Raw genomic sequence first — 13,383 nt, 5'->3', positions numbered from 1 at the left:
CAGTGGGTTATGTTATCTATCACACTCCTTTCGCTGATGTTTTTCATTCAGCGTTAGCGCTTATTCTTGGCTGTGCTGGTACCCTCTCCGGCCAGTGCAGCCAATCGTTCTAATTTCTTTTTCAATTTCTCCGGGCTGCGTTCAGCCAACATCATTATTGTTTCTGCACTTTCATGAGTCAGTTGGCGCTTTGGTAAATCCTGATTATCATTATTGGATACTTCAACTGAGGATTTTGCGATGTTCTGTGCATTATTATCATACTTGACCATTAATGATGGATTAATCCTGATGTCGATTGAGGATAAAGATGGTAGAATTTCGCTCCTCAGAGTAGAACGCAACGTAGGAATTTCATAACGAAGCCGGGTCATCCAACTGGCATTTCCTGCTTCCAGTACCAGAATTTGTTTGCGATAATTGGCAACCCTGCACCATGGGTGCAACTGTGCAGGAAGTAAGCTGAGAACAGCACGGTTGAGCTTCAATAATGCGATGGCATGTTTTTGAATTACTTGAAGTGGGTTCTTCCCAACAGTCGCCTCGTCTTCAAATAGAGTATCCAGTGATTGTGGGCGGCTATCTCGCATAATAAGGGCAGTTCCAGTATTTATTAATGAAGGATTAATGAGTATTTTAAATCTTTGGCGACAATTTGGTAGGCGTTATTTTTGGTCTCACCTTTTACTGGGCATAGTTGCCACGGGAATTGGTGTTCCTACTGTTTTTGCTAAAGTGGCAGAAAACCTTCCCCATACTAATACTTCTTCCACTCAAGAAAACCAAAATCAATCATTTTCTTCGTTTGAGCATTTATTTCAATTACACCTGTTTGAACTAAAAAGTGCTCAGCGTCAACCCTCCAATTATTTAAACTACTGGCAGCAACACGCTGTTCGTAACGTGATCCGTCAACTTTCTTTTGCTTTTTCGGTCACAGAGCCGGTTAGATGCGAAGAAGCAAAAGAAAGTGCTCGGAGTTCTTCTCCATCAATGCAACAGCTTATGCTGGACACTTTGCATGCTATGTTGACACAAGTATCAAAGCCATTTGATGACACCATATCTGATGTTGCGATACTAGTGACTGTTTTTCCTGATACGTACACACCAGCGCTCTGGGTAGCCCAAATTCAAGGGATCAGAGCAGGGCCATTGTCCAATCATTTATTTTTGCTTTAATACTTTTGTATTATTTTATTCTTATTCAATAAGACTTTTTTCAAGAAATGATTGATTGGCTGCAAGAGTAGCCTTATCTGAGATGTACTAAATTATGCTGATTAAATTACTGACTAAAATTTTTGGTAGCCGTAATGACCGTACCCTGCGTCGTTTGAGTAAAGTAGTTGATGTGATCAACCACATGGAACCGGATTTTGAAAAACTTTCTGATGAAGAACTGAAAGCAAAAACAGATCAGTTCCGTACTCGTCTGAAGGAAGGGGAGTCACTGGAAAAAGTTCTCCCGGAAGCTTTTGCTACTGTACGTGAAGCCAGTAAACGTGTCTTTGGTATGCGTCACTTTGATGTGCAGCTGTTGGGCGGGATGGTACTGAATGAACGTTGTATAGCAGAAATGCGTACCGGTGAAGGTAAAACACTGACAGCAACGTTGCCTGCATATCTTAATGCCCTGAGTGGCCGAGGTGTCCATGTTGTTACCGTAAACGACTATCTGGCACAGCGTGATGCTGAAAACAACCGCCCACTATTTGAGTTTCTTGGCATGACAGTCGGTATTAACCTGCCGAACATGCCAGCGCCAGCAAAACGTGAAGCCTATAGTGCAGATATTACTTACGGAACTAATAATGAATATGGTTTCGATTATCTGCGTGACAACATGGCATTTAGCCCGGAAGAACGAGTTCAGCGTAAATTGCATTATGCCTTGGTGGATGAGGTGGACTCCATTCTTATCGATGAGGCTCGTACACCTCTGATCATCTCAGGGCCTGCGGAAGATAGCTCTGAACTTTATCTCAAAGTGGACAAACTGATACCAAAACTGATCCGTCAGGAAAAAGAGGATTCAGATACTTTCCAGGGCGAAGGTCACTTCTCAGTTGATGAAAAAACACGTCAAGTCAACCTGACAGAACGCGGTTTAGTGTTGATTGAAGAATTGCTTGTGGATGCCAAATTGATGAATGAAGGTGAATCTCTGTACTCGCCGACCAATATCATGCTGATGCACCATGTAACAGCAGCTTTACGTGCCCATGCCCTGTTTACCCGCGATGTAGATTATATTGTCAAAGATGGTGAAGTTATCATTGTTGACGAACATACTGGGCGTACCATGCAGGGACGTCGCTGGTCTGATGGATTGCATCAGGCAGTAGAAGCTAAAGAAGGTGTCGAAATCCAAAATGAAAACCAGACACTGGCTTCAATCACCTTTCAGAACTATTTCCGTATATATGAAAAATTAGCGGGGATGACGGGAACAGCCGATACTGAAGCTTTTGAATTCAGCTCTATTTATAAGCTGGATACTATTGTTGTTCCGACAAACCGCCCAATGGTCCGTCAAGATTTACCGGATTTGGTTTACATGACGGAAGCGGAAAAAATTGAAGCGATCATTGAGGATATCAGGGAGCGTACAAGCAAAGGTCAACCTGTGTTGGTGGGAACCATTTCGATTGAGAAGTCTGAGGTTATTTCTAATGCATTGACTGAAGTTGGCATTGTACACAATGTCCTGAACGCAAAATTCCATGCTATGGAAGCCGATATTATCTCTCAGGCAGGCCAAGCCGGTGCGGTAACTATTGCAACCAACATGGCGGGACGTGGTACAGATATCATGTTGGGAGGAAGTTGGCAGGCAGAAATTGCCAAACTGAAAGAGCCAACCGAAGAACAAATTGAGAACATTAAAGCAGCATGGCAAGTGCGTCATGATGCGGTATTGGCAGCGGGTGGTTTGCATATTGTTGGTACAGAGCGTCACGAATCACGCCGTATCGATAACCAGCTACGTGGCCGTGCCGGACGTCAGGGTGATGCGGGTTCTTCACGCTTCTATCTCTCAATGGAAGATTCTCTGATGCGTATTTTTGCGTCTGAGCGTGTTACAGGCATGATGCGCAAGTTGGGTATGAAACCGGGTGAAGCGATCGAGCATCCATGGGTGACTAAAGCGATTGCTAATGCGCAGCGTAAAGTTGAGAGCCGTAACTTTGATATCCGTAAGCAACTACTGGAATATGATGATGTTGCCAATGATCAGCGTCGTGCAATCTATGCTCAGCGTAACGACTTACTTGATGTGAGTGATGTCAGCGAAACCATTTCCAGCATTCGTGAAGATGTCTTCAAAATAACGATTGATACGTATATTCCACCACAATCTCTGGAAGAAATGTGGGATGTTGAAGGTTTACAAGAACGTTTAGTCAACGATTTCGATCTGGATCTGCCAATAAAAGAATGGTTGGATAAAGAACCTGAGCTGCATGAAGAAACATTGCGCGATCGGATTCTTGATAAGGCGATTGAAGTCTATAAACAGAAAGAAGAGATCGTCAATGCAGAGATGATGCGTAACTTTGAAAAAGGCATTATGCTGCAAACTTTGGATACACTGTGGAAAGAACATTTAGCTGCGATGGATTACCTGCGTCAAGGTATTCATCTGCGTGGCTATGCTCAGAAAGATCCAAAACAGGAATACAAACGTGAATCCTTCGCCATGTTTGCCAATATGCTGGAATCATTGAAATATGAAGTGATCAGTACCTTGAGCAAAGTTCAGGTCAGAATGCCGGAAGAAGTTGAAGCACTTGAACAGCAACGCCGTGAGGAAGCTGAACGTTTGGCAAGAAAGCAGCACCTGAGCCATGAAGTTGAACAAGGCGCATTAATGTCAGAAGAGGAAGCACAGATGGCAAGTGGGGAACGTAAAGTTGGACGTAACGACACCTGCCCATGTGGTTCCGGCAAAAAATATAAGCATTGTCACGGGCGATTATAATTAAAACCAAGTGAATGGAGCGAGTGGCAGGTTGCCACTCGCTCCATATTTCATGCTTATATAATCACAGTAACGGAAAGCTATCACGACTGAGATTGTCAGATTCAGCTCATCTCTAATTTTTGCATATTCCCCACATTTTGAATGAACATCTCATCATGGGAAATCAATACCATAGCTCCGGTATAGTCATGTAATGCTTTCTGGAGCAGTTCACGTGATTCTATATCCAGATGATTGTCTGGCTCATCCAACAACAATAGGGCAGGAGCATATGGACCACAAAACAGACAAGCCAGTGCAACTTTAAGTTGCTCCCCACCACTCAGATAGCCGACAGGTTTTAAAGCTTCTTCTCCACGAATACGTAATTGAGCGAGTCGAGTACGGTAGCGATCTTCAGTCCAGCCCGGAGACTGTAATTGAAAATTATGTAGTGCGGATTGATTTTTATCCAGAAACGAAAAATGTTGATCCATCAGACGATATGACGGTGTTATTCGGCAAGTACCTTGTTTGAGGGGCAGAACACCTGTCATGACTTTCAATAAGGTCGATTTCCCACTGCCATTATTGCCGACAACAGCAAGGCGTTCATTATTATGAATTGTCAGACTAATAGGAGTGTTTGAGCCAAAGGGTAAAATAACATCCTGTAAGTAAAGTAACGGTGGGGTAGCAGTTTGTGGGGTAGCCACAGCAATGGACAACGGATCAATAATTTCTAATTTCGTTCTGGCATCTGTCGCCAGAGAGTTATTCCTTTGTATTCGTTCTTCATGCAGTTTTGCTTGCCGTGCCAAAGTGGCTCCTGATCGCTCTAGTTCACGGTCAAGAATAAGTTTAGTTTGATTAGCATTTTCTCGCCGTTGCTTGCCTTGACTCAGCCTTTTACTTACTTTTTCATGATCTTTTTGCTTATCTTGTAGTGCTTGTTTCCGGTTTTTTTGAGTTTGTTCGACTTCGCGTTGAATACCAAGCCGGAGTTGCTCCTTGCTTTCCAACCACGTTTCCCATCCACCGATACTACGCGATAATCCTAATCCACTGAGTTCATATACAATTGAGGTATGTTGTAACAGTTGAGTATTGTGAGTAACCAGCAAAATACCACCATTGAAAGCTTCCAGCCATCGGGCTAACCAAAGACGCCCTTGTCGATCAAGATGATTACTTGGTTCATCCAAGATCATAAAACCTACATCTTGTCTCTTTAGTGTTAATAACCTAATCCGTGTTTGCTCCCCACCACTTAGGGAATCAAAAGGTTGGTTTAGTATTTTTGGATTGAGTTCACCTTCTGCTAGCAGGGATTCGACCTGAAATTTCCAATCCCAATTACCTTCCATCACATCGAAATCATCTGTATCACCAATACCTGCCAGAACCCGTTCATTGGCTCTCATAATTTTAGTTAATCCCAGCATATCGGCAGCATTACCAACAAAAGATGATAGGCTTTGTGATAAATAACCTACATTACAAAAATGTTTTACACTGCCTTCGGTGGGAGATATCTGCCGTGTCAATATAGATGCCAACCAGGATTTACCAATACCATTACGTCCGATTAACGCATGTTGTTCTGCATTCAAAAATATATCAATACCAGAAAATAAAGGGGTTGCTTCATCAGAAAACTGATAGGCGATTTGTCTTGCTTCAATTAATTGTTGAGCGTCATTTTGCATAAACGGTTTTTCCTTATTCTTTGAAATAATGGCTTAAACCTGAATCCATTTTTAGACAGAGTTTTATACCGCTTGCTGTTTGTTTTTACATGATATGTTTTTGTGAAAGGTAAAAGTGATTAACGATTAAATGAAAGACAAGTTTGCGATTTAAGCTAATTTTATTGTAGTCTGCAAGATATAATCACCTAGGTTAAATAATCAATAGCAAGAAAAAACAATTATGGAAAAAAAATATCTGCATATTGCCGCAGGCATCATTAAAAATAGCACTGATGAAATATTTATCACACAGCGTAGTGCTGATTCACATATGGGCGGTTTTTGGGAGTTTCCCGGAGGGAAACTTGAACAAGGAGAAACACCTGAGCAAGCATTGATTAGAGAATTAAAGGAAGAAGTCGGGATCACTGTGACTCATTGTAAATTGGTAGATACTATTACACATGATTTTCCTGACCGAAATATCACACTCTACTTTTTTCTGGTTGATGAATGGAAAAATGAACCATTTGGTAGAGAAGGACAGCCTTCCCGCTGGGTATTACGGTCAGAATTGATTGCTGATGAATTTCCACCCGCAAATCGTAGTATTGTCGCTTTTTTGACAAAAAATGACTCCTATTAAAAACAGGGATTACTTTTTTAAAATCATTTGCTTTAGAGAATGACATCGCGATAGTACTAAATAAAATCAGTGCCCTCGCGATGTCATCTAAGTGATATCACCGTTCTGGCTCTTCGCTCCAGCTATCATTTTCTGCACTATCGCTTTGACTCGGTATTTTCTTTTCTTCGCTGGCCCACTCTCCCAAGTCGATTAATTGGCAACGTTTACTGCAAAATGGGCGGTGTGGGCTGATTTCACCCCATATTACTGTGTTGCCACATGTTGGACATTCGACTGTCAATACTTCAGACATCTTACTTTCCTTTCCCCTGCTTGATTTCGGAGCCATGTTAACAGCAGGCTAATTCAAAAGACAAATGGGCAGGAACGATACGCTCACTATCAATGGGCAAGAAACGGATGGCGAAACGTGTCTTATAGCCGGAGACTTGTGGGTAAATTAATGCATTCGGTACGACGTCCAATTTCAGCCTCAGGAGGTCTGCTTCGTCAGCATTGTCTTGATAAAAACCATTGTGACTGATTTTAGGCGTAAATACTGCCGATTGGCGTATGAGTTCCAGAATACTTTCCAATGCTTGCTTTAATGGGAGGAGGCTGCCTAGCCAGGCTTTGACCGATTCATCTCTGACTGATTGTGGCAAATACAGCCACAAGTGCAATGTTGGCAAATCAAAACTACAACATCCCCCCGGAATGCTTAGTCTTTGGCGAACCATATTGATAATGCGATCTTCTTTGATATGCTGGCTGAGTCGGGGGCCTTGATTCAAGGCAATACTGCATTCTTTCAGCTGCTTCGCTAAATTCTGGATCATGCCAGTATCTGCATTTGGAGCGCCGAGCCACAGTTTTAACTTAACTTGCTGGCGATCCAACTCTTTTAATAATTCAGAACGGACTTCACCACGATCTAGGATCTCAATTAGTTCTGAGATTGTACGAAAAAACGACAGGCTGCTTGCCAGAGAATCTAAGTGGCGTTGTTTTTCCAACTGTTGCAGTGAAGATTCAATTCTCAACCATGAACGCATTTTTTCATTGAGTGGATGTTCAAAAATAATAGTAGAGGTTGCATCACTCATTACGGTTTTCCTGTCTGACTGATTTTGCTTGTTTTAAATACTGTTGATGTAATTCAACCACACGGGAGACAATGTCTTGTTCGCCATGGTGATTAAAGATGACATCATCTGCTTTATCCAGTCTGTCATGACGGCTGGCTTGTGCAGCCAGAATATTTTCCACTTGTTTACGGTTTACGCCATCACGCGCCATTGTCCGAGCAATTTGTGTTTCTGGTGAGATGTCAACAACTAAAATACGGTCTGCCAGATGCATTAAATTATTTTCAATTAACAGAGGAACCACCCAAATGACGTAGGTGGCAGTCACTTGGTTTAATTGTCGCTGAGTTTCTGAGTGTATCAGCGGATGCAACAGCGCATTCAGCCACTGTTTTTCTTCCGGAGATGCAAAAATTTTTTGGCGTAGCAATGCGCGGTTTAGACTGCCATCGGATAATAATATGTCAGATCCAAAGTGCTGTGAAATTGCCAGCAATGCGGGAGTACCAGGAGCAACTACTTCTCTGGCAATAATATCGGCATCAACAAGAGGAACACCAAGGGATGAAAATACATTAGAGATAGTCGTTTTACCGCTACCAATTCCACCTGTGAGTGCAACAATATAAGTCATCCTATCCCTTAAAATATTTCTGATAGTATAATTAAATTGTAACCTAAGGAACGCTAATGAGCTATAAACAAACGAATATATTCCCAGCTTTTGTGTCCTTGAGGAAGCATAATGAAATATGTAAATATTTTGTTAATCCAATATTGTTCCTAATTGAAAAATAGGCAGATACATGGCCAACAATAATAAACCAATAATCAATGCCATTATCAACATCAATAGAGGTTCAAGTAATTGAACTAAACTATCAGCAAGATTGATGGATTTTTCTTGATACCATTTTGCAATATTAAACAAGAATAATTCTAACTCACCTGATTCTTCACCTATCATGACAAATTGCTGGCATAACGAAGGGAAAAATGCTGCTTTTTTTAATGCATCACTCATAGGAATTCCCTGTTGGATCTGTTTATGTAAGCTTTTTACTCCAGCAATAAAAATTGGATGACGAGTGGCATTGATAGCACATTCTAGCCCTGTTGTTAGTGTTAATCCTGCTTTCTGTGTCATAAATAAAATATGGAATATCTGGTTTATTTGTTGATAAATTATCAATTTTTTAAAAAGAGGGAGCTTCAGCATGAGCATTTTTTCTTTTGTTTGCAATATTGAAAAACGCTTACGTAACCATAGGTAACCAGTTAGCAATATAAATATTATTATTAATAGTAATAGGCCATACTGGATCAAAAAATCAGATCCCGACAAAACCCACCGTGTTAATAGAGGCAAGGTAGCATTAAACGAAGAGTAAACTTGTCGAAATTCCGGCAGAACAAAGATCAACATCAAAATAATAACTAACAGTGTTACAAAAGCGACTATCAAAGGGTAGCGATAAGCTTTTTGCATTTTTTTCAGTAATGCATCCTGTTGCTCTAACTGATTGATGATTAATTGGCAGCAATTTTCAAGCTGGCCTGTTTGTTCTCCGACTGCAATAATTTGGCAGAATAAAGGGGAGAATAGCTTCGGATAATGAGCTAATGTTGTTGAAAATGATTCTCCTTGACTAATTTTCTGGATCATATCCGTTAATACACATCGCCAGAGAGCAAATTTGCAATCTTGCAATAAGATAACTAACCCCCGTAAAAGGGGGATGCCTGATGTTAGTAGCGTACTTAATTGATGAATGAAATGTAGTCGGTAAGCAACTTCTTTTTCACCGTAGTGAATCACCCTTTTGCATTTAATGGAATAAGGTTGCAGATCGAGATGGCCTAAGTACCGGAAGACACTTTTTTTACTGTAACCGATGCTCTCCCCCGCTATAATCTTTCCTTTATTATTAATGGCTTGCCATTGGTAGATATACTCTATTTTCATACAGTTTCATGGCCTGTAATCTGGTAAATTTCTTCAAGAGTAGTTATCCCTTTTTCTACTAATGTGATGCCTGACGAAAACAGTGTTGAACCCTGCTGCTGGGTGAGTAAATGTGAGAGATTGTCAGTTAAATGTTCAGACAGGGTTTGCAGGAATTCTGATTTAATTTCGAGAAATTCATAAATGGCTGTCCTGCCATAATAACCAGAAAAACAGTGGTCACAGCCAACCGCATGCCATTTTTTTAGTGTTAAGGCCGATGGGCTTTCTTCTTTATTAGTTATGTTGGGAATAATAGTCGGAGTGCTATCTTGTTGGCGACAGTGGGGGCAAAGTTTGCGAACTAACCGTTGGGCAATAATCAATTTTACGCATGAAGCTGTGGTATAGCCAGAAATTCCCAGATTTTGCAGGCGGGATAAGGTATCGATAGTCGAGTTAGTGTGTAGTGTCGATAAAACTAAGTGGCCTGTTTGTGCAGCTTTCATTGATATTTCGGCAGTTTCATTATCACGGATTTCACCAACCATGATGATATCGGGGTCTTGCCGCAATAACGCCCTGAGAACTTTGGCAAAATCTAGCCCAATTTTGTTATTTACAGGTGTTTGATTAATGCCATTCAAAGGGATTTCTACGGGATCTTCAACACTACAGATATTCTTTTTAGCTTGATTTAAATATTGCAGGCAACTATAGAGAGTGACAGTTTTTCCGCTGCCGGTTGGGCCTGTCACTAAAATCATGCCTTGTGGTAAATGGATCTTCTGCCTTAAAAGTTGTAACTGTGACTCAGGCAGGCCAAGTTGTTCCAATGACAATTGGTGTATGGTATTTAGAATTCGCAGGACTATTTTTTCTCCATGTAGTGTCGGCAGCGTAGATATACGTATCGCATAGTTATTCTTATTGTCGTTCCAGTCAAATTGCCCATCTTGTGGATGACGTTTTTCAGCGATGTTGAGTTTTGCGATAATTTTCAAGCGGGCAGGAATACTCGCATTCATTTGAGGTGGCGGCGTTTTCATTGTATGTAATATTCCATCCACTCGAATGCGTATTTGATAATTATTTTTAAAAGGCTCAAAATGAATATCTGAGGCTCTTTTTTGTATTGCAGTTAATAACGTCTGATTAATTAATTGAATAACTGGGGCATCTATATCTTCATCTCGGATATTATTAGTTTGTATTGTATGATGATTGGAATAGTTGGTGTTCAATTTTTCTATACGATAAGACTCCATATCATCATTTTCTGAGCAATAAATTTCTTCTGATATCAGAGGTTTTTCCTGTGTCAGCATAGATTCTATTTTTGCTTGAGGCCAAATATTTATATTCACAATCAGGCCAGAAACAAAACGTAATGCAGCGATGAAATCTTCGTTAGGTGATTTACTACAAGCTATGGTAATAGTATGGTGATCTTTTTGTATAACAATAGCCTGATACTGTTGGCACAGATCTTTTATTTCTCTTTCCATTAATACGTTTTCCTTATTTTTCATTAATAATATCCTTCATTTTTAAAATTACAGTTCTATTTGTCGAAAATTTCAATTAATTGGTTGTGTTTTTTTGTTTGAAAGTGGTTAATGAATTTGTTTATTTGATATAAAACTCTTTGATATTTAAAATTTCAATGTTTCCTGACATTTTATTTTCAATGATTCATTCTTAGATTCACAAATAGTTTTCCATTGAGTGAATCCTGTTTTAATATCCTGAGTTGGTTTTAAAATAGCATTCAAGCCACTGAGGTTTTGTTGACCTGTAACGATTATTTCTCCTTCTTTTACTGAGATGGCGCTGATATATCGACTATTATGGCCGGATGGAATGGAAACCTGGCCTGAATTACATTCTTTATAATTCTCAGTTTCAAAACGACAAAGCTCTATGCCGGATCTATAAGGTACAATAGCTTGTAGCATATCGGTTAATGCTGCTTTTTGGATATATCTTTGATAACTGGGAATGGCAATTGCGCCGAGAATTGACACGATAGCCATAACAACCATCACTTCAATCAATGTAAACCCTTGCTGATTCATTTTTTTTCCTTTTTTGTAGTTTGGTGACATATCCGATTGCATGTGGCTATAACCTTTCAAATAATTACGTTGCTATAATATTGTGCCGTGATGCTGCAATTTGAAATCTATTGGGAATAAATTCGGATAAGAATAAGCATGAATTAAAAGGAGAAAAATAAAATAGCCTTCATGATATTTATCGAATTGGTTCGAAGAAATAATCATGTGTTACATTTTTTGCAAAAAAAATTTCGAGCCTGTTTGAAAATAAAAGATCCGCAGAAATATAGGACGCTTGAAAGTGCTAACATGCTAACCTGTTACATTTTAATAGGCGGTGTTTCCTCAGTAGAGCCAGCTGTGTTGGCTGGAATGGCTATGGTGAATTAAGGGGGGAGTAAAAGAGTGAAACTGCATGAAGGGTGGATTGATATTGCAAGAAAGGTCATTTCTCCGCATTGTGATTTGCGTCCGGAAGGTGAAACTCCATCATTGCTGGTCATCCATAATATCAGTTTACCCCCTGGTAAGTTTGGCGGTCCCTATATCGACCAATTATTTATGGGAACACTGAATCCGAATGAAGATCCTTTCTTTGATGAGATAAAACATTTGTGCGTTTCTGCTCATTGTTTGATCCGGCGCGATGGAGAAGTTGTACAGTATGTTCCTTTCGATAAAAGAGCTTGGCATGCTGGTGTTTCCTGTTACTGTGACCGTGAGAAATGTAATGATTTTTCTATAGGCATTGAATTGGAAGGCACGGATTATGAGGAGTTTACTGAAATTCAATACATTAAGCTGACCGAAGTTACCGAACTGCTTATCAGTCAGTATTCTGATATCCGTAGTAATATCACGGGACACAGTGATATCGCACCGGATAGAAAGACCGATCCAGGGCCTTATTTTTATTGGGAACATTATCAACAACTATTGAAGGAGTGAGTTGGATGACTCTCTTTATTCTATTGTTAATACTGGCATGGGAACGGGTCTTCAAGATGGGAGACCATTGGCAGTTGGAACGTTATTTAGCTCCATTGTTTGCCAGAATAAAATTTTATTCGTTGTGGGGCAGTTTAGGCATGAGTGTCTTGGTTGCTTTCTTGACATGGAAACTTATTGAAGTTTCTAGTTCTGTTGTTTTTGGCATTCCAGCAATTTTATTCAGTATTATTATCAGCTTGTTATGTATTGGCGCTGGAGAACTGCGTCGTGATTACCGCAGGTATCTTCAGGCCGTGCGAAATGATGATTCTGAACAGCAAACTAGTTATCTTGCACGTTTGACCATGATTCAAGGAACGTTACCCGATACGACACTTTCTGATGTGACGAAGGAAGAACGGTTACGTGAAACGCAGAATGCCTTAATCTGGATAAATTTTCGCTATTATCTGGCACCGATTTTTTGGTTGATTGTGCTGGGAGAATTTGGTCCAGCTATTCTGATGGGATATGGTTGCCTCCGGGCCTATCAGGGATGGCTGGCGCAAAACGCAACAGCGGTACAGCGAGCACAATCGGGTGTTGATGGCATATTACATTGGTTAGATTGGCTTCCCGCACGTTTGGCCGGTGTTGCTTATGCTTTGTTGGGGCATGGTGAGAAAGCCTTGCCAGCTTGGATTGCGTCGCTGAGCGACTTACGGACATCGCAATATAAAGTCGTCAGTCAATTGGCTCAATTTGCATTAAGTAAAGAACCACATCTCAATCCGGTAGAAACGCCAGTTGCTGCCGTAACATTAGCTAAAAAAGCTACATTTACTATTGTGATTATTGTTGCATTGCTGACGATTTATGGCGCGTTAATTTAATAATAGAAAGCTAGAGAGAGTGGTCTGATAACTATCTCTCTGGCTTTTGGTCTGAACACTCAACAATACTAAACCTGTTTTTATTATCTTTTTATTCATAGCTGATATAGCGTTTACTGGTAATCCGGTGTTATTGCCATGGTTCACTCTCTATATTATCGATTTTGGAATCCTACTTTAA

Annotated in this window: 13 protein-coding genes; 5 read left to right on the top strand and 8 right to left on the bottom strand. The window is 40.3% G+C overall.

Going from position 1 to position 13,383, the window contains the following annotated elements; genetic code table 11:
• Positions 1-53 precede the first annotated feature (53 nt).
• The gene (locus AC5JQI_RS14330) at positions 54-590 is read right to left on the bottom strand and encodes a DUF721 domain-containing protein (protein WP_493912658.1); all 537 of its coding nucleotides are present in this window, start codon (positions 588-590) and stop codon (positions 54-56) included.
• A 37-nt stretch (positions 591-627) separates the two neighbouring features.
• Here AC5JQI_RS14330 and secM point away from each other — a divergent pair, with 37 nt between their 5' ends.
• Both secM and secA read left to right on the top strand, forming a co-directional pair.
• Positions 628-1,182, top strand: a complete 555-nt coding sequence (gene secM, locus AC5JQI_RS14325; RefSeq protein WP_237385652.1) for a secA translation cis-regulator SecM — start codon at positions 628-630, stop codon at positions 1,180-1,182.
• A gap of 94 nt (positions 1,183-1,276) precedes the next feature.
• Complete coding sequence (secA, locus tag AC5JQI_RS14320) at positions 1,277-3,985, top strand: preprotein translocase subunit SecA (RefSeq protein ID WP_493912657.1); 2,709 nt, start codon at positions 1,277-1,279, stop codon at positions 3,983-3,985.
• 104 nt (positions 3,986-4,089) lie between these two features.
• Here secA and AC5JQI_RS14315 read toward each other — a convergent pair whose 3' ends face one another.
• A complete protein-coding gene (locus AC5JQI_RS14315) occupies positions 4,090-5,676 on the bottom strand; it encodes an ATP-binding cassette domain-containing protein (protein WP_493912656.1) in 1,587 nt (528 codons plus the stop codon).
• Between the two features lie 223 nt (positions 5,677-5,899).
• On the opposite strand from AC5JQI_RS14315, the gene mutT reads away from it, so the two are divergent.
• On the top strand, positions 5,900-6,304 hold the full coding sequence (mutT, locus tag AC5JQI_RS14310) for an 8-oxo-dGTP diphosphatase MutT (RefSeq protein WP_493912655.1): 405 nt from the start codon (positions 5,900-5,902) through the stop codon (positions 6,302-6,304).
• A gap of 97 nt (positions 6,305-6,401) precedes the next feature.
• On the opposite strand, the gene yacG is transcribed toward mutT, so the two are convergent.
• The 6 genes from yacG to ppdD all read right to left on the bottom strand — a co-directional run bounded on the left by yacG (position 6,402) and on the right by ppdD (position 11,397).
• The gene (gene yacG / locus AC5JQI_RS14305) at positions 6,402-6,599 is read right to left on the bottom strand and encodes a DNA gyrase inhibitor YacG (RefSeq protein WP_323854713.1); all 198 of its coding nucleotides are present in this window, start codon (positions 6,597-6,599) and stop codon (positions 6,402-6,404) included.
• Between the two features lie 37 nt (positions 6,600-6,636).
• A complete protein-coding gene (gene zapD / locus AC5JQI_RS14300) occupies positions 6,637-7,392 on the bottom strand; it encodes a cell division protein ZapD (RefSeq protein ID WP_493912654.1) in 756 nt (251 codons plus the stop codon).
• Complete coding sequence (gene coaE, locus AC5JQI_RS14295; RefSeq protein WP_237385645.1) at positions 7,385-8,008, bottom strand: dephospho-CoA kinase; 624 nt, start codon at positions 8,006-8,008, stop codon at positions 7,385-7,387. The genes zapD and coaE overlap by 8 nt, the downstream gene beginning before the upstream one ends.
• Positions 8,009-8,140: 132 nt before the next feature.
• On the bottom strand, positions 8,141-9,340 hold the full coding sequence (gene hofC / locus AC5JQI_RS14290) for a protein transport protein HofC (RefSeq protein WP_493912653.1): 1,200 nt from the start codon (positions 9,338-9,340) through the stop codon (positions 8,141-8,143).
• Positions 9,337-10,851: a type II secretion system protein GspE gene (gene gspE, locus AC5JQI_RS14285; protein WP_493912652.1), complete on the bottom strand. Its 1,515-nt coding sequence runs from the start codon at positions 10,849-10,851 to the stop codon at positions 9,337-9,339. Before gspE ends, hofC begins: the two co-directional genes overlap by 4 nt.
• A gap of 123 nt (positions 10,852-10,974) precedes the next feature.
• Positions 10,975-11,397, bottom strand: a complete 423-nt coding sequence (gene ppdD, locus AC5JQI_RS14280) for a prepilin peptidase-dependent pilin (protein ID WP_493914691.1) — start codon at positions 11,395-11,397, stop codon at positions 10,975-10,977.
• 387 nt (positions 11,398-11,784) lie between these two features.
• Between ppdD and ampD the strand changes: the two genes are divergently transcribed.
• Positions 11,785-12,327: a 1,6-anhydro-N-acetylmuramyl-L-alanine amidase AmpD gene (ampD, locus tag AC5JQI_RS14275; protein ID WP_493912651.1), complete on the top strand. Its 543-nt coding sequence runs from the start codon at positions 11,785-11,787 to the stop codon at positions 12,325-12,327.
• A gap of 5 nt (positions 12,328-12,332) precedes the next feature.
• Positions 12,333-13,202: a beta-lactamase regulator AmpE gene (gene ampE / locus AC5JQI_RS14270; RefSeq protein WP_493912650.1), complete on the top strand. Its 870-nt coding sequence runs from the start codon at positions 12,333-12,335 to the stop codon at positions 13,200-13,202.
• The last annotated feature ends 181 nt before the right edge of the window (positions 13,203-13,383 follow it).

The organism is Xenorhabdus sp. XBWT (genome assembly GCF_059072735.1).
This window is presented reverse-complemented; position numbering and strand designations above follow the sequence as displayed.